16 protein-coding genes and 1 tRNA gene are annotated in these 21,901 nt (G+C 66.7%); 9 read left to right on the top strand and 8 right to left on the bottom strand.

Going from position 1 to position 21,901, the window contains the following annotated elements:
* Nucleotides 1-613 precede the first annotated feature (613 nt).
* Together SX243_16745 and SX243_16740 are read left to right on the top strand one after the other, a co-directional pair.
* Nucleotides 614-1,696 (top strand): heterocycloanthracin/sonorensin family bacteriocin, encoded by a 1,083-nt coding sequence (locus SX243_16745; protein ID MDY7094621.1) that lies wholly within the window; start codon nt 614-616, stop codon nt 1,694-1,696.
* A 176-nt stretch (nt 1,697-1,872) separates the two neighbouring features.
* Nucleotides 1,873-2,934 carry a hypothetical protein gene (locus SX243_16740; protein MDY7094620.1) on the top strand — a complete coding sequence of 354 codons (1,062 nt, stop codon included), beginning with the start codon at nt 1,873-1,875 and terminating at the stop codon, nt 2,932-2,934.
* Nucleotides 2,935-2,992: 58 nt separating this feature from the next.
* Here SX243_16740 and SX243_16735 read toward each other — a convergent pair whose 3' ends face one another.
* Nucleotides 2,993-4,084 (bottom strand): GNAT family N-acetyltransferase, encoded by a 1,092-nt coding sequence (locus SX243_16735; GenBank protein ID MDY7094619.1) that lies wholly within the window; start codon nt 4,082-4,084, stop codon nt 2,993-2,995.
* A 199-nt stretch (nt 4,085-4,283) separates the two neighbouring features.
* Between SX243_16735 and SX243_16730 the strand changes: the two genes are divergently transcribed.
* Together SX243_16730 and SX243_16725 are read left to right on the top strand one after the other, a co-directional pair.
* Nucleotides 4,284-4,628 carry a hypothetical protein gene (locus SX243_16730; protein ID MDY7094618.1) on the top strand — a complete coding sequence of 115 codons (345 nt, stop codon included), beginning with the start codon at nt 4,284-4,286 and terminating at the stop codon, nt 4,626-4,628.
* Between the two features lie 225 nt (nt 4,629-4,853).
* Nucleotides 4,854-5,192 (top strand): hypothetical protein, encoded by a 339-nt coding sequence (locus tag SX243_16725; protein ID MDY7094617.1) that lies wholly within the window; start codon nt 4,854-4,856, stop codon nt 5,190-5,192.
* Between the two features lie 166 nt (nt 5,193-5,358).
* Here the strand turns inward: SX243_16725 and SX243_16720 are convergent, their stop codons facing one another.
* From SX243_16720 to SX243_16710, 3 genes are read right to left on the bottom strand one after another with little or no spacing between them, the layout of a single operon-like run.
* A complete protein-coding gene (locus SX243_16720) occupies nt 5,359-7,077 on the bottom strand; it encodes a CRTAC1 family protein (protein MDY7094616.1) in 1,719 nt (572 codons plus the stop codon).
* Nucleotides 7,077-8,465: a sigma-54 dependent transcriptional regulator gene (locus SX243_16715; GenBank protein ID MDY7094615.1), complete on the bottom strand. Its 1,389-nt coding sequence runs from the start codon at nt 8,463-8,465 to the stop codon at nt 7,077-7,079. Before SX243_16715 ends, SX243_16720 begins: the two co-directional genes overlap by 1 nt.
* A complete protein-coding gene (locus tag SX243_16710) occupies nt 8,462-10,156 on the bottom strand; it encodes an ATP-binding protein (GenBank protein MDY7094614.1) in 1,695 nt (564 codons plus the stop codon). The genes SX243_16715 and SX243_16710 overlap by 4 nt, the downstream gene beginning before the upstream one ends.
* A 210-nt stretch (nt 10,157-10,366) precedes the next feature.
* Here SX243_16710 and SX243_16705 point away from each other — a divergent pair, with 210 nt between their 5' ends.
* Nucleotides 10,367-11,224 (top strand): hypothetical protein, encoded by an 858-nt coding sequence (locus SX243_16705; GenBank protein ID MDY7094613.1) that lies wholly within the window; start codon nt 10,367-10,369, stop codon nt 11,222-11,224.
* A gap of 65 nt (nt 11,225-11,289) precedes the next feature.
* Here SX243_16705 and SX243_16700 read toward each other — a convergent pair whose 3' ends face one another.
* Nucleotides 11,290-13,707, bottom strand: coding sequence for a hypothetical protein (locus tag SX243_16700; GenBank protein ID MDY7094612.1), 2,418 nt, complete (start codon nt 13,705-13,707; stop codon nt 11,290-11,292).
* Nucleotides 13,708-14,074: 367 nt separating this feature from the next.
* Between SX243_16700 and SX243_16695 the strand changes: the two genes are divergently transcribed.
* Nucleotides 14,075-14,761, top strand: coding sequence for an ECF-type sigma factor (locus tag SX243_16695; protein MDY7094611.1), 687 nt, complete (start codon nt 14,075-14,077; stop codon nt 14,759-14,761).
* Nucleotides 14,754-17,645 (top strand): serine/threonine-protein kinase, encoded by a 2,892-nt coding sequence (locus SX243_16690; GenBank protein ID MDY7094610.1) that lies wholly within the window; start codon nt 14,754-14,756, stop codon nt 17,643-17,645. The genes SX243_16695 and SX243_16690 overlap by 8 nt, the downstream gene beginning before the upstream one ends.
* Before the next feature lie 117 nt (nt 17,646-17,762).
* Here the strand turns inward: SX243_16690 and SX243_16685 are convergent, their stop codons facing one another.
* A complete protein-coding gene (locus SX243_16685) occupies nt 17,763-18,875 on the bottom strand; it encodes a hypothetical protein (GenBank protein ID MDY7094609.1) in 1,113 nt (370 codons plus the stop codon).
* A gap of 289 nt (nt 18,876-19,164) precedes the next feature.
* On the opposite strand from SX243_16685, the gene SX243_16680 reads away from it, so the two are divergent.
* On the top strand, nt 19,165-19,482 hold the full coding sequence (locus SX243_16680) for a hypothetical protein (GenBank protein MDY7094608.1): 318 nt from the start codon (nt 19,165-19,167) through the stop codon (nt 19,480-19,482).
* 279 nt (nt 19,483-19,761) lie between these two features.
* Nucleotides 19,762-20,073, top strand: coding sequence for a hypothetical protein (locus tag SX243_16675; protein MDY7094607.1), 312 nt, complete (start codon nt 19,762-19,764; stop codon nt 20,071-20,073).
* Between the two features lie 1,104 nt (nt 20,074-21,177).
* On the opposite strand, the gene SX243_16670 is transcribed toward SX243_16675, so the two are convergent.
* Nucleotides 21,178-21,254 (bottom strand) — tRNA-Arg (locus SX243_16670).
* Between the two features lie 99 nt (nt 21,255-21,353).
* Nucleotides 21,354-21,869, bottom strand: a complete 516-nt coding sequence (locus SX243_16665) for an adenine phosphoribosyltransferase (GenBank protein MDY7094606.1) — start codon at nt 21,867-21,869, stop codon at nt 21,354-21,356.
* Nucleotides 21,870-21,901: the final 32 nt, after the last annotated feature.

The following is a 21,901-nucleotide window of genomic DNA, read 5'->3' as shown; positions in this document are numbered from 1 at the left end:
TTTTTCGCCGAATCAAGGCCGGAAAACCGCAGGCGATGCGGGTATCGGCGAGGTTTTCGAACGAAGATTCGGTGGAAAAGGGCCGCTCGTAGCGCGGCTCGACTTTCACCACGGGCTGCTAGAAGTTGCTGTCGCCCCTCCGGGGCTTGGGGATTCTTCGGGTCTCCTACCCGGGGCTTGCGCCCCGGGCTAGATGCCTCCGCCCCTCCGGGGCTCTTCTGTGCCGCCGGGGCTCCACTGTGGCGAGGAAGCTCCACGATCCTGACAGGACAGGCCCTAGAAGCCTGCTGAACAAGTCAGCCGCAAGCGAGGGCGAGCAATTTCTCACCGAATCAAGGCGGGACAACCGCAGGCGATGCGGGTATCGGCGAGGTTTTCGAACGAAGATTCGGCGGGAAAGGGCCGCTCGCAGCGCGGCTCGACTTTTGCCACGGGCTGCTAGTGGCTGCCGGGGCCTGGTCTTCTCCTTGCCACCACCGCCCTCCCCGAAACCGGCCCTGGTCCCGGCCCAACCTGGGCAGCTTTTTGACTCTTCCGTCAGGCCCCTGGTACCTTCAAGAGAACGCTGCACCTTGCATTCTGTAATGTTAATTCTATGAAGGAGAGTATTTCTATGCGATCTGGCAGATGTCTCTTGACCCTCGCCCTCGTCTCCCTCCTCGCCCTCCCCGCCTTCGCTCAGCTGCCCCAAGAATCGGCCCTGCTCAACCCCGGCAGCCTGACTCCGGGCTCCTGCGGAGCCACCGCGGCCCTGGCTCAGGGGGAGAAGGCGACAGCGGCGCCGCTGTTCTTCTACACCGTTCCCCGGAGCGAGCTCACCGAGGCGCGCAATCAGGTGACCGTCCAGGCTTTCGTCGACGGCGAGCTCTTCCTCGAGGAGCGCTTCCGTCTCGACCAGGCCGTGCTCGAGCACGGTGACGAGCGTGCTCTCGAGGCCCTCCGCTCGAGCCACCCGGAAGGTCCCCAAGCGCTCACCGGCAAGAGCCTGGAACAGCCGCGGACGGCGGTCTTCGAGCTCCTCAGCGACCGCCCGGCGGTGCGAGCTCATTTCCATCAGCTGGCCGCCAGCGGCGAGCATCAGGTGCGCCTCGACGTGCTGGTGAACGACCGTTCCGTTCGCTACTTCGGCTTCGATGAGTTGCTGCGCAGCGGCTCCGATGAGCTGGCTGAGGCCGGCCTGCCGACGCTGACCAACGCCACCGCCCAGGTCTTCTCCACCGCCGCCGACAAGCCCGACGCGCCCCAGGAGTTCTACGTCTGTGGCGACGGTTCCTGCGGCGGCGGCACCCCGCCCGTCGGCGAAAACTGTGAGAGCTGCCCGCAGGACTGCGGTGGCCCGTGCAGCATCTGCGGCAACGGCTTCTGCGGCGGCACCGAAACCTGCAGCACTTGCGCCGCTGACTGCGGCGCCTGCCCCTCCTGCCCCACCGACCTGGGCACCGAGTCCCGCACCGACTACCTGGGCAGCACCTCGTACTACACCTACTGCATGGACGGCTGGCCGGGGACGGCGTACTACACGTACCAGAAGAACGACTACAAGCATTACGACGTGCAGCTCACCGAGGAATGCGACGGCTCCATCACCGAGACCGTCGTCCCGGGTTCTACAACCTACTCTTCCTCCTATTGCTGGCGCTACGTCGGCGGCTACTGCACTTTCACCTACGGCTACGCCAGCCCAATCTGCTTCTGAGCAGACCCCCTCGAGGCCGCTCTCTCCGGATCTGCCCTGCAGCGCTGAGGTCCGGGGCGAGCGGCTCATCGCCTCACCCACCACGGGCTGCTAGTGGCTGCCGGGCTTCTTGCTTGCTCGACCGAAACCAACATATTATTATCTCTTGTATTGATAATTTCTAATAAGGAGGAGCAATGCAAGCGAGAAGATTTCTCATCCTCACCCTTCTACTCACCCTCGCCGCCCTGCCCGTGGCGGCTCAGCTGGGGTCCTCGCCTCTAGGTCTGCAAAACGACCTCGCAGCTGCCGAGGCCGGCGCTCGCGAGCAGACCCAACCCCCGGCCACTCTTCTCTTCTACTCCCTGCCCTCCGAGGTTCTGGCCGGGCAACGCACTGAGATCACCGCCCGCATCCAGGTGAACGGAGAGCGATTCCTCGAGGAAAAACTCGTCGTGCAGAGAAGAGCCCTGGAGCGCAGCCGAGAGCGGGCCGTTGAACAGCTCGCATCGCTTCTTCCGGCGGACCTTCCGGAGCTCGAGCAGCCGCGCATCGAAGCACCCGAGGGCCACATCCTGGAGTTGTTGGCGGAACGAGGCGATCTGCGGAATGCTCTGTGGCAGCTGGCGGAGCGGGCCGCCGTGCGGCTCACCGTCGCGGTCGACGGAGAGTCGGTGCTGAACCTGCCGTGGGAGTCTCTGGCGCAGGCCAGCGAAGGGCTGATCGCCGCCGGGGGGCTCCCCCTCGCCGCTCCATCCACTGTCATCGCCTACCAAACGAACCTTGTGCAGTCCATCGAGCTCCCAGAAGAACCCATCTGCGGTGACGGCTACTGCACCGAGGGCGACGATCTCTTCACCGAGGACTGCGAGACCTGCCCCCAGGACTGCGGCGGCCCCTGCAACATTTGCGGCAACAACTACTGCGGGCCCTCCGAGAGCTGCAGCTCCTGCCCCCAGGATTGCGGCAGCTGTCCCTCGTGCCCCTACAACCTGGGCACCGAGCAGCGCACCGACTACCTGGGCAGCTCGTATCTGAGCATCTACTGCATGGATTCGTTTTTCGGCAAGACCTACTTCGCCTACAGTCAGGTGAGCTACAAGCACTACACCGTGCAACTCACCGAGGAGTGTGATGGATCCATCACCGAGACCGTGGTCCCGGGATCCATCACCTATTCCTACGCCTACTGCTGGGAGCCCCTCGGCGGTCTCTGCACCTACCCCAACGGCTACGCCGGCCTGATCTGCGGCTACTAAACGACAGCTCGGCGCCTGCCCAAACCCAGCCCCGGTGACTTCGGTTGCCGGGGCTTTTTCATGGACAGCGGGTTCGCACGCACTCCCACTCCCCCCGCTCCACCGCATAGAGCAGCACCTCCTGCCCGACCACCTCCTCGGTGCCGACGAGACGCTCCCCGAGCTTCTCGGCGACGCGGATGGAGGCGTGGTTGGCGGGGTGGATGAGGCTGATGATGCGGGGCTCGTCGAGGCGTTGGAAGGCTTGGGCGAGGACGGCGTGGGCGCCTTCCGGGGCGTAGCCGCGGCCCCAGCTTTTGCGGGCGATGAGCCAGCCGATTTCGAGGCCCGGCCAGCCTTCGGGGCGATGCAGGCCGAGGCGGCCGACCAGGTGGCCGGTGGAGCGCTCCTCGACGGCGTACATGCCATAGCCACGGAGCTGCCAGTGGCCCAAGAGGCGGGCCATGGCGCTCCAGGCTTCGTCCCGAGGCCGGGGCCGGCCGGCGCCGATGTAGCGCATCACCTCCGGGTCGGCGTTGAGGGCGGCAAAGGCGTCGAGATCGTCCTCCTGCAGCTGGCGCAGGCGCAGCCGATCGGTGGTGAGCTCCAGAGGCATGGAAGGAGAGTCCCCGCGATGCCCTGGGGATTCGTCCGAGGAAGAGGGACCGCTGCCGTAGAGCTCCAGATCCACCTCCTCCCCCGGCAGGCGGATCGAGCCGCGGCGCTCGAAGCCGAGCTTTTCCAGCACCCGAATAGATCCCCGGTTGTCCGGGGCTGCGATGGCGAGGAGGGTGCCGAGGCCCAGGGTATTGCGGGCATGGGCAACGATTGCGGCGCCGGCCTCGGAGGCGTAGCCGCGGCCCCAATGCTCGGGGAAGAAGGCGAAGCCCAGGTCGGCGTGGGCCAGCCCCTCCCGACGTACCAGGCCGCACACCCCCAGGACCGCCCCGTCTTCCCGATCCTCGACGCGATACATGCCGAAGCCGTGTTCCCGATAACTCGCCGTGACTCGCGATTCCAGGTACCGGCCGGCCTCTCCCAACGAGCGCACCCCGCGGTCCCCGATGTTGGTGAGGAACGAAGGCTCATTCAAGAGCCGCAGCATCCAGGGCGCATCCTCGACGCTCATCTCGAATAGGGCCAGCCGCTGGGTGGTCAAGAACGGTTCCACGAAGATCCTCCCCAAGAGTGCAGAGCCGCTGATCTTACCTTCCGCCGATTGGACTCTTGAAGCGCCACGGTGCGGAAACACACATCTGCTACTATTCGCATCATCATAGAGTCCCTGAAACGCGATTTTTCAATGCCTGCCCAAATCTTCTTAGGCATGCCCGAGATTTCGCCCCCATCGAACCGAGGAGGTTTTCTGGATGAAATGGTCGTACCCTATTCTCATGATCGCCCTACTGCTCTCGGCCCTTACCGGCTTCCAGATCCTGGCCGACGACGGAGTGGCCCTCGACACTGAAACCGCCGCCATCCAGCCCGCGATCGAAGCTCAGCCGAGCTCCGCTCCCGCATCGTCCACGGTGGAATCGACGGTCGAGGCACCTTCGAACGTTCTGCCGATGGCGCCGCTGCTCACCGCCACCGTCCAGCTGGCCCAGGGTTGCTCGGGAAACCCGCCGCCTCCGGGCTGCGAGTGTGGATTCTGCTGCATCGACTGCGGTTGCTGGCAGACCCGGCAGCCGGTGCCTTGCCTCGCCGGCCCCTGATCGGCCTCCGCCCGGCCCGCCCTCGGGCGGCCGGGCGCCTCCCCCAAGGTCAGTCAAAAGGCCCAGCCAGCCGGCGCCTTGCCAGAAAACATTCCCTTAGTTAACATTCACAAACTAAGAATCCGACAAGTCTTTGGAGCTTTCGAGAATCCCTCGAAGCGTCCCCCAGGGTCTTTGTCAGAAGGTCAACCTCGCTAGAAGACCATGAATTTGGAGGACCCCACCATGAAGAAGACCCTGATTCCCACCCTCGCCCTGCTGGCTCTGGCGCTGCTCTGCGCTTTCCCCGCCACCGCCGACGATGCCGCGACCACCCTTCAGAGCACCACCATCGACCTGGCAGCCAGCCCCTTTCTGAACCTCGGCGCCGACACCGGCGCGGAAAGCTGCCAAGCCGCCTCGACACAGGGACCCCTGGTCCCGGAGACCTTCGATCAAAGCTGCTACCGACCCGCTCCTCCGACGAGCTGTCAGTGCGGCAGCTGCTGCGTCAACTGCAAGTGCTGGCAGGGCTACAACCTGGCGCTGTGCCTTCCCGGTGGTGGCTTCCGCAGCGGCTCCTAACAGCTCGTGGCAAAAGTCAGACGCCAGTGAGAGCGAGCGATTTTTCGCCGAATCAAGGCCGGAAAACCGCAGGCGATGCGAGTATCGGCGAGGTTTTCGAACGAAGATTCGGCGGGAAAGGGCCGCTCGCAGCGCGACTCGACGGCTCGACCTTTACCACGGGCTGCTAAGGCTCCGAGGGCTCTTCGACCACCAGTACCCGCCCTAGCTCCGGCTGCTCGATGCGCTGTTCCCGGCCCGAGGGCCAGCGGATCTCCAGCGCATCGAGAGCTTCCAGGTCGCCGAGACCGAAGTGCAGCACCAGCTCACTGGCGGAAAGGTAGGAGCGGCCGGAGGTGAGAGTGCGCACCAGGCGGCGGTCGCCGGCGATGGCGGTGACCTCGGTGCCGTAGGCGGTGCGGTTGCTCTCGGTGCCGTGCAGGCGCAGGCGCAGCCAGGAGCGCGGCGGGCTGTCGTTGCGCAGCAAACGAGTGGCGCCGCCGTTCTGGGTCAGCACCAGATCCAGATCCCCATCCCCGTCGGCATCTCCAGCGGCCAGACCTCGGGCCACCCAGGGGCCGGCCCAGGAGCCCGGGGGCACCGCTTCGAAACCCTTGCCCTGGCCCAGATTGCGGAAGATCTGCAGCTCCTGAGCATAGCTCTGGGCCGGCTGGAAGCGCTCTACGTCGGGCTCGATGTGGCCGTTGGCGAAGACCACGTCGAGCCAACCGTCGTTGTCTAAATCCACCACCAGGGTGCCGAAGGTCAGGGACATGAGGGTCGGCAGCCCGACCCCCAGCTGGTTGGCGTCGTCGCGGTAGAGCCCGTGCTCCGACGGCCGGTAGAGGGCCGCCAGCTCGTGGGCGAAATTGCCGATGACCAGCTCCGCGGCGCCGTCACCGTCGAGATCCCCCACGTCCACCCCCATGGCTCCCCGGGTGGCGCCGGAGAGGCTGAAGGCCACCCCGAGCTCCACCGCCGCATCGGCGAAGGTGCCATCTCCCTGATTCAGGTAGAGGGCGTTGCGGGACGTGTCGTTGGCCATGAGCAGATCCGGCCAGCCGTCGCCCTGATGATCGAGCACCGCCACCCCCAGGGTCTTGCCGCCGGGGCTGAGCAGTCCGGCCGCTTCCGTGACGTCCTCGAAGCCCTCGCCGCCAAGGTTGCGGTAGAGCCGATTGCTCTGGCCCTCGTAGACTTCCGGCGTGCAATACGAGCGATGCTCGCCGTCGGGGCTGCAGGCGACGTCGGTCTCCCGGGTCCAGGTGACGTAGCGGCCGACCAAGAGATCGAGGAAGCCGTCCCGGTCGTAATCGAGGAAGGCGGCGCTGGCGCCGAAGCCACGGTCGGTGAAGCCGAGCTCGGCGGTGGCGTCCTCGAAGGTGCCGTCCCCCAGATTGCGGTAACAGCGGTCGCCGTCGAGACCGGTGACGAAGAGATCCAGGTCGCCGTCGTTGTCCAGATCCCCCACCGCCGTGCCGAGACCGAAGAAAGGCTCGGCGAGCCCCGAGCGCTCCCCTGCTTCCTCGAACGTGCCGTCCCCACTGTTGCGGTAGAAGGCCCCGGGCCTCTGCTCCTCCGCTCCGGCGGTCAACGGCACGGCGTTGGGAAGGTACAGATCCGGCGCGCCGTCGCCGTCGGCGTCGAAGAAGGCGACGCCGGAGCCCATGGTCTCGGGCAGGTAGCGTTGCGGCGAGGCACCGTTGACGTGAACGTGGTCGAGGCCGGAGCTTTCGGTGGCATCGGTGAGGACGATGGCCGAAGGCTCCGCGGGCGCCGGCTGGGGCGATGGAGAGCCTGGGTCCCCACCGCAGCCCAACAGCAGGCCTGCGCAGAGCAGCGCGAAAGCGAGGAGGCTCGATGAACCGAAAGGAGCTCGCCGCTCCCCGTCTCCACCCAATCCCATCACCGCTTCTCCATCAACCCGTGCTTGCGCAGGAAGTAGGCCAGGTTGCGCTCGTCGATGCCCAGCAGGCGGGCGGCCTGACGGCGGACCCCGTCGGCCTCCTCCAGCGCCCGTTCCAGGATCCGGCGCTCGGCGGCCAGAACGTTGGCGCGCAGCTCCAGCGAGCCCTCCGCCGGCTCCGAGTCCCCATCCGCCCCAACGGATTCGGGCACCACCTCCCGCAGCTCCGCCGGCAGGCAATCGACGGTGAGCTCCTCACCCCGGGCCAACAGGACCCCGCGCTCCACCACGTTGCGCAGCTCGCGCACGTTGCCCGGCCAGGAATAGCTGGCCATGGCCTCCAGCACCGCCGGCTCCACCCCCCGCACCGGCTTGCCCAGGCGCTCGGCGAACTCCTCCAGGAATGCTTGGGCGAAGAGGGGAATGTCGTCCCGGCGATCCCTCAGCGGCGGTAGCCGCAGGGTCATGACGTTGATGCGGTAGTAGAGGTCCTTGCGGAAGCGCCCTGCCTCCACCTCCGCCGCCAGATCGGTGTTGGAGGCGCAGACGAGGCGCACGTCGACGCGGGTGGGGCGGCTGTCGCCGAGGCGCTCGAAGGTTCCGTCCTGGATCACCCGCAGGACCTTGGCCTGAGCCACCTCCGGCAGGGAGTTGACCTCGTCGAGGAAGAGGGTGCCGCCGTCCGCCACCCGGAAGCGGCCTTCGCGGTCCGACACCGCGCCGGTGAAAGCCCCCCGGCGATGGCCGAAGAATTCGCTTTCGAAGAGCTCCGCCGGAATCGCCGCGCAGTTGACGCTGACGAAGGCACCGTCCCGCCGTGGGCTGAGGTCGTGGAGGTAGCGGGACACTACCTCTTTGCCGGTGCCCGACTCCCCCACCAACAGGACGCTGGTCGCCGCCGGCGCCACCTGCTCCGCCAGCTCTAGCACTTCCCTCCAACCTTTCGAATTCCCCATGGGCCGGCGGCGGCCAGGGGAGCCGCTGGCGCGCAAATAGTCGAGCTCCCGGCGCATCTTGGCCTGCCCCAGGGCGCGCTCCAGCACCACCTCCAGCTCCTCCGGATCGGCGGGTTTGAGCAGGTAGTCGAAGACCCCGGCCTTGACGCATTGCACCGCCGAGTCGACGGTGCCGTGGGCGGTGAGGACGACGATGGGGAGATGGGGCTCCCGCTCCTGGAGCTGGGCGATGAGCTCCCGGCCGCCCTCGCCGGGCATGCGCAGATCCGTCACCACCGCATCGAGCCCGGCCAACGAGCTCGGCGTCAACGCCTCCGTCACCGATGCCGCGGTGCGCACATCGAAGCCTCGCCGGCCCAGCAGGTCGGCGAGGGAGTTGCGGACGTAGGCTTCGTCGTCCACCAGCAGGATGGCGCCCCGGGGAGTGCTCATGAGGCGATCTCCTCGTCCGTGGAGCCCACCGTGCTCTTCGCAAGGGGCAGGCTCTTCGCAAGGGGCAGGCGGACCTCTACGGACGCCCCCTCGACGGTAGCCGCCGAAGATCCGTTCTCCGAAGTCCGATTCCACGCCCGAATCTCCCCGCCGTGCTCGCGCACCAGACCGTGACACACCGCCAACCCCAGACCGGAGGTACCCCGGGTGGAAAAGAAAGGCTCGAAAATATGCTCCAACGCGTCCTCCTCGAATCCATCACCGTCGTCCAGGACCGTCAGCACCGCTGACTCCCCCTCCGTCTCCAGCTCGATTCCGATGTGCCCGCACCGCTCACTCTGGCAGGCGTTGAGCAGGAGGTTCAGGACCATCTGACCCAAGGCCACCGAATCCCCCCGAACCTCCACCGGCTGCGCGGGGAAACGGCGGTCGATCTCGACCTCGCGGTGCTCGGGATCCGTACCCGCAAACGCAATGGTGTCATCCACCACCTGCCGCAGGTCCAGGATCTCCAATCCGCCCTCTTCCACCGCGGGCCGGGGTCCGGCGAAGGTCAGCACCCGGCGGACGATGCCGGCGACCCGATCCAGGCCTTCCCGCACCCGAGCCGCCTGCCCTGCAGCAGCTTCTCCATCGCCCTGAGCGAGATCGTCCTGGAGCAACACGAGATGGTTGAGCATGCCCGCTAGAGGGTTGTTGATCTCGTGGGCGAAGCCCGCCGCCAGGCGGCCGACGCTGGCCAGGCGTTCGCTGTGGGCCAGCTGGCGCTCCAGCAGCCGCACCCGCGCCTGCTGCTCCGCCTCCGCCTCGAAGCGGGCGGCGCGGCGCACCTGGGCGAAGGCGAAGCGGCCCAGGAGCAGGGCCAAGACCATCAACGCCAGGCTGACGGCGGCCTGCAATCCGAGGCGTTCGGTGACCTCGTCCACCGAGGCCAGCAAGCCGCCGGCGGGCTCCCGCCGAAGCAAGGTCCAGGTCAACTGCGGCTGCCAGTGGGGGTCGGAAATCTGCCGCTGAGCCACCAAGGCACCAGCCCGATGGTCGCCCTCCTCCACCGTTGGGTGAGCGCCGGTATACAGCTCCAGCTGCTCCTCGAAGCCCGGCGCCACCACCTCCAGCAGCCGCCGGGGCTGGAGCCAGATGCGCAGCATGCCCGGCTGCTCCCCGGCGCTGCCCAGCTCCCACTCTCCCAAGATCGTCTCGGTGGAGTCCAGGTCTCCGCTCCCGGCCTCGCCGGCCGGTGGCTGGGCCGCTTCCGGAGCCACCAGCTCCGGCACCCCGTCCCGCCGCACCACCGCCACCAGCGGTTGCCCCTCCCCATCCACCAACATCGCCCGCTCCACCGGTGCGTTGGTCTCGAGGAAGAGCAGGAGCATGGCCTCGACATCCAGGCGGCTCCAGCGACGCACCAGCGGATCGGGGTCGTCCCGGGTGACGACAAAGCGGGCGGTGAGGGGAGAGCGGGCCACCGACAGACAGTCTCCCCGCAGGGTCGCCAGCAGCGCTTCCATGGAACGGGCGTTGGCCAGGGTGCGGAGCTCCAGCTCCTGGCGCACCGCGTCCCGCGCTCCTCGACGGCCGGCGATGATGCTCCACACCGCCAGCAGCTGGATCAGGATCACCAGCACCACCACCGGTACCAGCATTCGCTGCCCCGGCCGTCGGCCCCAGAGAAACTCAGGTCGCAGCTTCATACTTCCTATGGGCTCCAGGCCCCTCCCTCCTCGCTCGATCTATGAGCTCCGGCGCCGGCCACCGACGCCAAAACCCTTGGAAACAGTGTTCTCGTCCGCTACGGCCCCGCTGGCACGGGCCTTGCGCTCGGTTGCTCACCAGGACCTCGTCCAGCTTCCCCTCGTCGGACTCTTCGAGATCATTCGATTGCAAGAACGGAGCCCATCAACATGTTTGCCAAGCGCCTCTTTGCTCAGTCACAGTTCGCCCTAGTCTTCCTCGCCCTCTGCCTCATCGTCGGGCTGGCTCCTGCCACCAGCGCCCTCGACCTCAACGGCTTCCTACCGGCACCGGGGGAGGGCACGGTCGCCCTCTCCTACACCACCGAGAGCTACGACGAGTTCTGGCGCGGCGAAACCAAGGTCTCGAACCCCAATGTCGGCGAGGTCAGCACCGACAGCTTCTCGCTGTGGGCTACCTGGGGTCTCGCGGAGAATCTGGCGCTGGTGGGAACCGCAGCCTATGTCGACGTCGACTCGGACGGCCTCGCCGGCTTCGAGGACAATGGCTTCCAAGACATCAGCGCTCTCCTGGAGTACCGCTTCGCGTCGTTCTCTCAGGGCTCCGCCCGCCACGACTTCCTGGTCGCCGGCGGCATCCGCACACCGCTCTCCAGCTACGAGGGCAACGCCCCCATCTCGCTGGGCGATGCTAGCACCGACGTCCTGATCCGCCTGGTCTACCACGGCGAGGTCGGCGGCCTCTATTTCTCCCAGCAGCTGGGTTACGACCTGCGGGGAGACGATGTGCCGGACGGCTTCCCCCTCTTCACCGAGGTCGGCTACAGCTTCGGACGGGTCACGGTCAATGGCTTCTACTCCCGCTATCTGTCCGACGACGGCACCGATATCGGCGAAGCCGGCTTCACGTTTCCGAGCAATGAAGAGGAGTCGGAGCGCCTGGGCGCGAAGATCTACGCCCGAGTGACCCCCGACCTGGGCCTCTTCGTGCAAGGCTTCACAACCCTCGACGGGCGCAACACCGGGGACGCCAGCGGGGTGTCGGTGGGCGGAGCGTTCAGTTTCTAAGCACCCCGCCCCGACCCGAAAGCTCGGGCCGGGGCGGAGTGATCGTGCCAAAACGGAGCGGTGGATCAGCAGGGAGGATCGCTGATGTAGAGAGGCTGGCTGGCGCTGCCCTGCTCGTTATCGGCGTCGGTGGCGCGCAGCTGGAGCTGCAGGGAGACACCACCGCAGGTCGGCGCCACGTGGGCAGAGGGGGTCCAGGTCAGCGAGACCTGCTGATCGTTGGCGCCGCTGGTGGTGGCAATGACCTGGGGGGAGCCGCCATAGATGTAGGGACCGCTGAGGATCCACTCATATTGGATCGGGCTCTTGCCATCGGGATCGTGGGCGCTGCCGGTCAAGGTCAGCGGCACCGTGCGCGGGTGCAGCTCGCCGTAACCCGGCGCGTGAATGGTCACCTCGGGAGGACCCGACGCAGGGCCGGTGATCACCTCGATCCACACCGAATCCGAATCCTGCAGACCGTCGCCGTCGGTGCCGGTGACCGTCAGCAGACGCCAACCGGAAGTGTTGAAGGTGAGCAACGGGTTGCAGCCCTGGGCCGTCCCGTCGGCGGGGAGATTGGTGCTCCACACCAGGCTACTGCAGGGCAGAGGAGCAAAGGTGTCCGGATCGAAGGAAGAGGCGACCACCGGTTGGGGGATGCCGTTGGTGAACTGATCCCCGGCGTTGGGAATGTCGATCCAAACGCTGGGCGCCGAGCTGCTGGTCTTCACCAGGACCCAGGTCTCGTACTCCACACCAGCGGAGTCCTTCGCCCGCGCCTTGAGAATCCGCGGCCCGGCGCCGTTGAGGATCACCTGCCGGGTAGCAATGCCGTTGACCACCGGGTCGGTCCCCAAGTATCCATCCATGGTGGAGCTCCAGGTCACCGAGCAGCCGGTGCAGGCCACCCCGTCCTCGTGGTCTCCCACGCTCACCGAAAGAGTGACGTTGAAGAACGTGCCGTAGCCCAAGTTGTCCCCCATCTGCGGCGAGATGAACTTGGCCAGCGGTGCGCCGTCGGCGGCGGTGACATGGAGATAGCCCAGGTCGGCCTCGATCCCTCCCACCGGCGAGAAAATGGCCCGAGACGTCAAGGGGGTCTCCCACCGTCCCCAGTGGATCCCGTAGAGGACGGCATCCGCCGGGTATTTGGTTTGGTACACCGGCGAGCCACTGTCCCCTAGCATGCTGTCGTACTTGGCCTTGTACTGGCACAGCCAGCTGTTGGTCACCGGACCGTTGGGCCCGACATGGATGCAGGTATTGGTGATCGCGCCGCTGGTCTGCCCGGTCGAGCGGCCCGACTTGTGGACCAACTCGCCGGAAAGCGGGGAATACTCCTTGCCCACGATCTTGCGGCTGAACCAGGCAGGACTGTCGGTGAGCACCCGGCCCCGGGAGGTGGTGCTGGCGAAAGTGGTCTGAAAGAAGCTGCTGTCGCTCCACCGGCAGATCTCACCGCTGGGGCAGGCGCTATCCTGGGCCTGGGTGAAGAGCGGCGGGTCTAGAGTTTCGACGCCCGCGACGAAGGTCGCGTCACTGAAGTCTGGCTGGAAGAAGGTAACCCCGTCCACCATGCCAACGGTGGGCGTGCAATGGGAATTGGTGAGGTAGCCCCGCACTCCGAAGCGGTCCACCACCGGTCCCATGGAGCAGGTGGCCACCTGGTTGGGTACCCCCGTCGGCCGACCGATCTGAACGCCCCCTTTCATCGGACGCCACATCGCCTGGTAGTCGGGAGCCGTGTATTCCAAGCGCCCGGTGACCTCGAAGACCACCATCTCCAGCGGTACCTCCAGCTCTTCCAGCAGCTCCTCCGCCGCGGCCTGGGAATCCCCGTCCTCCAGGCCGATCCACACGCGATTGAGCACCTCTTGGGTGTCCAGGGCATCGACTCCGGCCAGGGTCAGCACGTCCCGCGCCTGCAGCCGGGCGTCGTGAAGCTCCTGGAAGCCGTACTCCCCCTCCACCGCGTTGAGCAGCTCCGAACCCAGGCGGTCGGAATCGAAGAACTGAAAGACCGCGTCCTCGGCGTCCCCCAGGGCACCGACGTCGGTGAGCACCACCGTCGGATCGCCGTTCTCGTCGAAGTACAGACCGCCGAACTCCGGCACCTCGTTGGCGATCTCATAGAAGATGTCGTCGAGGGTGACGGGTGGCGAAGGCGGCGGCGCCGGCAGGGTGGTCCCCACGTCCTGCCCGTGGCAGGGGGAGTAGGTGGTCATCCGCCACTGCGTACCCTCCAACGCCTGACGCAAGGTCGCCAGATCGGTGGAGTCCAGGACGTGGTCACAGGGCGGGGCGACATCCGAAAGCCCATCCGGTCCGGTGGTCGTGTTGCCGGTCTCCAGGGCGTGCTCCACCAACGACCAGTCGTCGAGGTCGAAGACCCCGTCTCCGTTGGCGTCGCCCACCACCTGCGCCCCAGCGCCCGCCGCCGGCAACAGCAGGAGCCCTGCCAGAGCTCCGGCACAGACTGCGGTTCCAAGAAGTTTCCTCACCCAGGTTCCCCCACCGACGGCGGCGGGGCCCTTTACCTTTCGCGATTGCCATCCAAGCATGTTGACACTCTCCTCGAAGGGATGGGCCGCCTCCGGGCCGTCCGAAGAGGTGTCGGATGACCATCACCCGAGATGCACCGCGGGCTCCAACAGGGACCCGCTGGACGGCTGGAAAACGGCTCTTGTGGCTCGTTCACCCCGTCCCACGAGATCCGGTGGAGAAAGCGGACACGGTGAGGAAGATTTTCTTAGCGTACCGACACAATAAATCGAGTATGTGGGAATGATAGACTGTAGTTTTTGACCTCGATCCCCCGGAAGAACATCGACCGCTCTCGCCCAGGACGAGAGCTCAGCTGGAGCTGTCATGATCACTACCAGCCCGCCGTTCTCCCGTTCTTCGAGCCAACCCTTCCCCACCGACTCACCCACCGCTCGAGAGACGTCGTTCGACGACCCGAGCGTCGGCGGACTCGCCGCCGAGCTCTACCAGGAGCTCAAGCGCACCGCTCACTTCCAGCTGCGGCGCCGCCGGCCTTGGGAGACCCTTGACACCACGGCCTTGGTGCACGAGGCCTACCTGAAGATCGCCCGCCGGCCGCCAGCCCGACGGTGGCGAGACAGCGAACACTTCCGGGCCGCCGCCGCCACCGCCATGCGCCACATTCTGGTGGACGCCGCCCGGCGCCGTCTGAGCGAGAAACACGGCGGCGGCCGGCGGCCGGAACCGTTGCAGGGCGCGGCCCTCGGCAGCGGTAGCCTGGAATCGAGACTGCCGGATCCCGGAGCCCCCTTCCCCGCTGCTCACGCCGAGCACGTATTGGCGGTGCACCAGGCGCTGGATCGGCTGGCGGCCTTCGATAGCCGGCTGCCTCAGATCGTCGAATGCCGTTTCTTCGCCGGCTTCTCCAGCGCCGAGACCGCAGAAGCCCTGGGCATCTCCGAGCGCACCGTGCGCCGCGACTGGATCAGGGCCAGGGGTTGGCTGCGCAGCTGGTTGCGCTCCGACGGCACGGAACCGACGGATGCTCCTCGGCGAGGCAGCGATGTTTGAGCCCGGCCCCGAAGCCACCGATGGAGAAAGCTCCAGCTCCTACTGCCCTCCCTCCACCGACGAGGTATTGGACGCCCTGGTGCGCCATGCCCTGGATCTCGATCCCCCGCAGCGCCGCTCCTATCTCCGCGAAGCTTGCGCCGCCCACCCCTCCCGAGGCCCCGACCTACTGCACCGGGCCCAGGCGCTCATCGCCGACGGCGAGGCCACCGATTCCCTCTTGCGCAGCGGCGGAGCGCTGCTCCCGGGAGCCCTCTCCTTCGATGCCCTCGTGTCCTCCCCAAGTGGCCAGCCGGCAACGTCCTCGAGCTTCACCGACCGGCCTCCCAGCCGCGTCGGCCGCTACCGGCTGCTGGAAGAGCTCGGCCGTGGCGGCATGGGGGTGGTCTACCTCGCCCAGCGGGACGACGGCACGGTAGAGCAGGAGGTGGCGGTCAAGCTCCTCCCTACCGGCGCTCATCCGGCGGCTCTGGACCTCTTCCTGCGCGAACGCCAGATCCTCGCCGATCTCGAGCATCCCTCCATCGCCCGCCTCATCGACGCCGGCATCACCCCCGAGGCTCAGCCCTTCCTGGTCATGGAGCGAGTGGAGGGTGAACCGCTGGATCGGCACTGCGACGAACACGACCTCGACCTGCGGAAACGGGTCGGCCTGCTCATCGAGGTCTGTGCCGCGGTGGAGGCCGCCCACCGCCGGCTCATCGTCCACCGGGACCTCAAACCCTCCAATATTCTGGTCACCGCTCAGGGTCGGGTGAAGCTGTTGGACTTCGGCATCGCCAAGCTCCTGGGGTCCTCCTCCCCCCAGCCGACCGAACCCGCCGGGCCCGTCGAGGCCCCGAGCACCACCGCCGCCACCGCTTGCTTCCTGACCCCCCAATACGCCAGCCCGGAGCAAGTGCGGGGGAAGACCGTCGCCGTCGCCTCCGACATCTACCAGCTGGGCCTCTTGGCCTTCGAGCTGCTCACCGGAAATCGCCCCTACGAGCTGCGGGGCCTCAGCCCCGCCCAGGCGGAGCAACGCATCTGCACCGAGCCGCCACCGAGGCCCAGCTCCACCTGCGACCATCCACGGGATTCCGAGGCGGACTATCGCCCGCGGCCCCGGGAGCTGGCGGGTGATCTCGATGCCATCGTGCTCAAGGCCCTGCGCAAGGAGCCGGACCGCCGCTATGGCTCCGTGGCAGAGCTGCGGGAAGACCTCCAACGCTACCTCTCCGTCTTCCCCGTCGCCGCTCGCCCGGACACCTGGCAATATCGTCTGAGCAAGTTGCTCCAACGCCATCGGCTGGTGGTGGCCATCGCCGCCACCGCCGGCCTGGTGATCCTGAGCCTGGTGACGGCCTTCACCTGGAGCCTGGCGCAGGAACGGGACCAGACTCTGCGCGCCGCCCACCGCGCCGAGGCGGAGCGCCAGCGGGCGGAAGAGCAGCGCCAGGAGACCCAGGAGGTGGTGGACTTCCTGGTCGGCCTGTTCCGGGCCTCCGACCCCTATGCCACCGGCCCCCGAGTCGCTACCGCCGACGGCACCGGAAACCGCCAGCTCCTCGCCCGAGACCTCCTCAACCGCGGCGCCGAAGAGCTCGCCACCGCCTTCCCGGAACGCCCCTCGCTGCAGGCCCGGCTGCTGCAGACCGTCGGCGCCATCTCCAGCAGCCTGGAAGAATTCCAGCGCGCCGACCCTCTGCTGCGCCGCGCTCTGGTGCTGCGGGAAAGCGTCCCCGGGGACCGCCGGCAAGAGGTTGCGGAAGCCGCCTACGACCTCGGCCGGCATCTGCTCCAGACCCGCCAGTGGGACGAGGCCGCAGTCCAGCTGCAGCGCTCCCTGAGGCTTCGCCGCCAGGTTTTCGGTCCACGCCACCCGCTCGTCGCCGACGCCGCTTTGGAGCTCGCCAACGTGCGCCACCGCCAGGGCCGCTATGCCGAGAGTGAGCAGCTGCTCCAGGAAGTGGTCGCCATTCACGCAGCCCTGGGTACCGCCGGTTCGGAACAGAGCCTGGCGACCCTCTTCCGCCTCGGCCAGAGCCGATTGGAACGGGGCGACCTGGAAGCCGCCGAGGAAATCTTCCAGCGCTCGCTGAGGATTGCCCGCGCCCACCGTGAACCCACCAGTCCGTCGGTGGCCAACGCCCTCAAGCTGGTGGCCCGCTGCCGGGTCGAGCAGGGCGATCCACGCTCCGCTCTCCCCCTGTTCCACCAGGCCCTGGAGATCTACGAGCAGCGCTTCGGCGCCGACAGCCTGGAAGCCTCCAACGTGCGCCAGAATCTCGCCGTCACCCACTACGAGCTGGGGGATGTGGAGAGCACCTTGCGCCTGCTGAGGGAAGCGCTGGTCACCGTCGAGGCGAAGGTCGGGGCGAGCTCCCTGGATGCTCTGGCTCTGCGCTTCAACCTCGCGGCGCTGCAGCTCGAGAGCGGCGACCCCGCCGAGGCGGAGTTGGAGCTCCAGCGGCTGCGGCCGCTGCTGCGCCAGCACCTCGCTCCCACCCACAAGCTCACCCTGCTCAACGACCTGACCCTCGGCCGTGCGCTGCTGGGTCAGGGCAAAGACCACCAAGCCCAGAGGCTCCTGCGCTCCACCCTCGACGCCCTGGAGGAAAACTTCGGGCCTCGGGGTCAATATGTCGACGAAGCTCTGCTGGTCCTCGCCGAAGCCCGCCACCGCCTGGCCGAGCCCCACCGCGCCGAGGCTCTCTACCGCCGCGCCCTCGATCTCCGCCGCTCGACCCTCGCCGCCGGCGCTCCGGAGATTGCCGAAGCCGAGTCCGCCCTCGCCGCCTTCCTCCGCGCCGAGGGCCGGGAGTCGGAGGCGGCGGACCTGGAGGCCCAGGTCGAGGCTTTGCAGGCCGGGACTTCACAGGCCGAGGCTCTGGGAGCTTCCTGAGGCCGGGACGAAGGTGGTAGAGGAAAAGGTGAGTGGGGAAGAGAAAGGTTGTGGTCTCGGAACCTCCGCCCGGGGATCCAATCCCCGGGCTACTCAAATCCCGCCGGCCCCGCCGCCTCAGGGCTTCGCTTCAGCCCTCGAGTCCCCGAAGCTCTCTTCCACCTTCTCCGCCAGCAGGAACCGCGCCCCCGCCTGCCCCTGGTCGGAGCGCCACACGGTGAGCTGGATGCGGCCGTCGCGGGCGTGATCGAGGCGGAGGAATCCGGGAGCGCGGGCGTAGTACAGCGATGCCTCGCCGATGGAGCCCACCGAAGCGAGCTTGGAGCCGGAGCCGCTCACCGCGTGGAAGGGGAAGCCCGGCCCCTCCATCACCTGTAGGTTGTGATCGTGCCCGCCGGCATAGAGCAGCGGTGGCGTCTCGGCGCCGGCCAGTACCTCCGTCACCCGGTGGGCCATGTCCGCGTAGTCTTCAGCGGTGATGTCCTGCTTTCCCCATCCGCTGCGATGCTCGCCGCCGGTGACCAGCGGATGATGTCCCAGGACCAAGGCGGAGCGGCCGTCCTGGGCTGCCGAACTGACCATGGCGCCGAGCTCTGCGAGCACCTGCCCGGCGGTCGCCAGCGAACAATCCATCAGCTCGGAGCAGGACTCCGCCTCGTCCTCCTCCGGATCCTCGGCGTTCTGCCGCAGCCACTCCGTATCGAGAAGGATCAACGCCAGAGCATCCCCCAGATCCACTCGCTGCGGTCCCGGACAGCCGTTCTCCGGCAGCAGCTCGACGCGGATGTCCTCGACACCGTCCAGGAACTCCGCCTGCCGGCACACCCGGCCGTGCTCCTCCCGCAGGCCGCCCCAATCGTGGTTTCCTGACAAGAAGATTCCCCGCGCCCCGGTCCCTGCAAGTACTTCGATCTGCTGCTCCAGAGCCCGCGCCGCGTCCGCATCCCACTCTCCGGACCGCCGGCGCATGCCGTCGGGGTAGACGTTATCCCCCAGGAAGACCACGATCACGCGGTCGCCACCTACGGCCTCGCCGTAGCTCGTGACCTGCGAGCGAAGATCTGCCAGAACACCTTCCACCGTCGGCGAGCTCAGCGAACCCGCATCCCCCACCAGGAAGAGGCTCGCCTCGACCTCCTCCAAGGCCAGAGGCTCCACGTTGAGCACCGGCTCCACCGGATCCGGCGGCGGCTCGGAACAGGCGGCGAGCAGTGCGATGAGGAAAGCCACGAGAGAACCCGCTGGCAGCCATCGATCCCCCTTCGCCCGACCGCCCCGGTCCCCTCGTCTCCATCCGCCGCTATGTTCCGCTACTCGTTGCAAATCGATTCTCCGTTCGGGGTCTCCCAGACCTCTCAGCTCTTGCTAGAATCAGTTCTCACTTCAGCAGCTCAGACCGCGGCCCGGCGCTACCGGGCAACGGCTGGTTCTCGGGCGGTCATTTCCGCTTCCGGCCGAGAGGGATGTACCGCTGCTGGCTATCGATTGATCTCCGCTGAGATCCAAAGAGGAGCTGAAAATGAAGAAAGCCCTGTTGTATGTCACCGCCGCCCTCGCTCTCGCCGCCGTCCTGACGGTACCAGCTTTCGCTGCCGACGCACCGGCCGATGCCGTGTCCGCCGTGAGCCTCGAGCTCACCACCCCCGACGCCCCGGCGGCGGACGCTGCCGCAGCGGAGGCCGTGACCTTCCCCACCACCTCCACCTTCGACGCCCAGCCCATGGCCTTCAACTGCCAGCCCGGCTACATCCCGCCGAGCAGCTGCGTGTGCGGCGGCTGCTGTGACCTCTGCCGCTGCTGGAACGGCGGCCACCTCGCCAAGTGCATTCCGTGGTAAGCGGCTAGGCTGCCTCCCACCGCAAAGCGCCGCGTCTCCGGATCACCGGAGCGCGGCGCTTTCTCGTGGAGCAAGCGGCCGAGAACGAAGCGGCCCGACCGAGCGGGTACCAGCCGGCAAACTTCAGACCACACCCGAAAAAGCGCAAACAAACTTCCGTATTTATGCTATTGTTACCACAACTATTATTCAAAGCTGTCGGGGTGATCGCCCTGATCATCGGGAGCGAGAGCACCTCGCAGCTACCATTGACTTCTGATTTTCAGAGGAGGAGATGCGATGAGATCGAACAACATTCTCGCTATGCTGCTGGCAGTTCTTGGGATCACCCTCATGGCGGCAGGCCTGCCTGCGGCAGCGCCCGCGGACCAGCCCGTGAAGGCGGAGAACGCGTCGGAGTTCAGCACCCAGGATCTCGCCCTGGACGCCGAGGCCCTCGAGACCCTGCCCGAGCCGACTGACCTGAACAACTACCAGCAGTGCTGGCAGTCCTACATCCAATGCAACCAGGACTGCCAATTCTACTCCGAGTCGACGCGCTCCCAGTGCGTGGCCTGGTGCTACCAGACCCATTGGTGCGCACAGGTCTGAGGCTGACTGGCAGCTGAGCTAGCTGCCCGGGGCCGTCCCCCTCCGGCTCCCTCCCTCCGAAACAACGAAGCCCTTCCGGCGGTGTGACGTCGCTGCCGGAAGGGCTTTTCTGCTTTCTCGAGGCGAATCCCCCTTCATCCGGCTGCCAAGACGCGGTGAGGGTGCCCACTGGGTCGGAGACCCGCCCTCTTCGGGGCATGGAAGCCCCCTCTGACGGATCCAGACACGGCTCAGAGTGCCCCCCAAATCAGGCGGGCCGCCCGCCTCCCCCAGTCGCGGCGCCTAGACACCTACATCATTTAGTGCTATTAGTATAGACGCAATATGAACTTAGCTGTGATTACGAATCACTTTCAGGCGGTGACGCCGAAAGTACATGTCACCTGGCACAATGGCTTATCGTGCCACTACGTAGGAGGCTCTCATGCACCAAAGAAATCGCGGAATCCTCGCAATCCTGCTCCTGTGCGCGTTCCTTGCCGCCGTGGCCGGAGTTCCCGCTCTGGCCGCTGAGGATAAGGAACCCCCGAAGGAGACGAAGGATGCGATCGCGGGCGGGATTGAGGACATCATCCCACCGATCGACTTTTACGAAGACGCCTCGTGCCAGTCGGACTGTTGCTGGGCCTCCTGCACGGGAGAGGGCTGTAGCGTCAGCTGTAGCAACTCCGAATGCTCGGCGCAAAGCGGAGGCGCGTCCGCCATCTACATCTGCGGCCCCGAGTAGGAACGCAACCCACGGCACGCCCAAACCCCGTGCCGGGAACCAGCCTTGGGCGATCCAAGGGAGCTCTCGATCGTAGAGTTCAGGTTCGGCCGTGAAAGAGCAAATGGGCCCCTTTCGGAGTCCATTTGCTCTTTCTTTTGCGACGAAATCTACTCGGTCATGGCCTCGGGCAAGGCGGGCCCAAGACCCGCCCCTACGACCTCTTCCAGCAGCCAGACGGCGAAGCTTCTGCAACGCTCTACCGCCCGGGCGCCGGGGCGCGCCTTAGGGGTGATCCTGCGCCCGTTGCTTACGATTTGATTACGCTTCTCCTGAGAGAGCTTGCAGGCGAGCTCACCGGCTAAAGCGCATCTATTTGAGGAGAAGAAGCTTAGGCATGGTACGGCTGGAGGGACTTGAACCCCCGACCTTGAGTTTAGGAAACTCCTGCTCTATCCACCTGAGCTACAGCCGCACGAAGAAAGAATTATAGCGCCGCCGCGGAGCTTGGGCGAGTTGGGCTGGGCGCCCGAGGGGGCTCCGCGGCGGGAGGGATTGGATGCTGGCGGCGCGGTCAGTACTGGATCAGGCTCTGGACGTCGTAGCCTTCCAGCTGCTCGCGGCCGTTCAAGAACGTGAGCTCGATGACGAAGCCGAAGCCCACCACCTCGCCGCCGAGGGATTCCACCAGCTGGGCGGTGGCCTTGGCGGTGCCGCCGGTGGCGACCAGGTCGTCGGCGATGAGGACCTTTTCGCCCGGGGCGATGGCGTCTTTGTGGATCTCCAGGGTGTCCTGGCCGTACTCCAGATCGTAGCTCTGAGACTCGATGTCCGCCGGCAACTTTCCCGGCTTGCGTACCGGCACGAAGCCGGCGTTGAGGTCGTAGGCCACGATGGGGCCGAACATGAAGCCCCGGGATTCCATGCCGACGACCTTGTCGATGTGCTTGTCGTGGAAGAGCCAGACGAAGCGGTCGCAGGTCATGCGCAGGGCCTTGGCGTTCTGCAGCAGAGTGGTGATGTCATAGAACAGGATGCCCGGCTTGGGGTAGTCCGGCACCTCGCGAATGTATTGCTTCAGATCCTCCATGGAACCTACTCCGTCCTTTCTCAGGCTGCTCG

Source organism: Acidobacteriota bacterium (genome assembly GCA_034211275.1).
Taxonomy (GTDB): domain Bacteria; phylum Acidobacteriota; class Thermoanaerobaculia; order Multivoradales; family JAHZIX01; genus JAGQSE01.
Note: the sequence above shows the minus strand (reverse complement) of the source record. Positions and strands in the feature narration are given on the sequence as shown.

What these genes read in the sequence shown, in the direction of transcription:
- SX243_16745 (MDY7094621.1), top strand. Translation starts at nt 614, where the DNA reads ATGCGATCTGGCAGATGTCTCTTGACCCTCGCCCTCGTCTCCCTCCTC.
- SX243_16740 (MDY7094620.1), top strand. Translation starts at nt 1,873, where the DNA reads ATGCAAGCGAGAAGATTTCTCATCCTCACCCTTCTACTCACCCTCGCC.
- SX243_16730 (MDY7094618.1), top strand. Translation starts at nt 4,284, where the DNA reads ATGAAATGGTCGTACCCTATTCTCATGATCGCCCTACTGCTCTCGGCC.
- SX243_16725 (MDY7094617.1), top strand. Translation starts at nt 4,854, where the DNA reads ATGAAGAAGACCCTGATTCCCACCCTCGCCCTGCTGGCTCTGGCGCTG.
- SX243_16720 (MDY7094616.1), bottom strand. Translation starts at nt 7,077, where the DNA reads ATGGGATTGGGTGGAGACGGGGAGCGGCGAGCTCCTTTCGGTTCATCG.
- SX243_16715 (MDY7094615.1), bottom strand. Translation starts at nt 8,465, where the DNA reads ATGAGCACTCCCCGGGGCGCCATCCTGCTGGTGGACGACGAAGCCTAC.
- SX243_16710 (MDY7094614.1), bottom strand. Translation starts at nt 10,156, where the DNA reads ATGAAGCTGCGACCTGAGTTTCTCTGGGGCCGACGGCCGGGGCAGCGA.
- SX243_16705 (MDY7094613.1), top strand. Translation starts at nt 10,367, where the DNA reads ATGTTTGCCAAGCGCCTCTTTGCTCAGTCACAGTTCGCCCTAGTCTTC.
- SX243_16695 (MDY7094611.1), top strand. Translation starts at nt 14,075, where the DNA reads ATGATCACTACCAGCCCGCCGTTCTCCCGTTCTTCGAGCCAACCCTTC.
- SX243_16690 (MDY7094610.1), top strand. Translation starts at nt 14,754, where the DNA reads ATGTTTGAGCCCGGCCCCGAAGCCACCGATGGAGAAAGCTCCAGCTCC.
- SX243_16680 (MDY7094608.1), top strand. Translation starts at nt 19,165, where the DNA reads ATGAAGAAAGCCCTGTTGTATGTCACCGCCGCCCTCGCTCTCGCCGCC.
- SX243_16675 (MDY7094607.1), top strand. Translation starts at nt 19,762, where the DNA reads ATGAGATCGAACAACATTCTCGCTATGCTGCTGGCAGTTCTTGGGATC.
- SX243_16665 (MDY7094606.1), bottom strand. Translation starts at nt 21,869, where the DNA reads ATGGAGGATCTGAAGCAATACATTCGCGAGGTGCCGGACTACCCCAAG.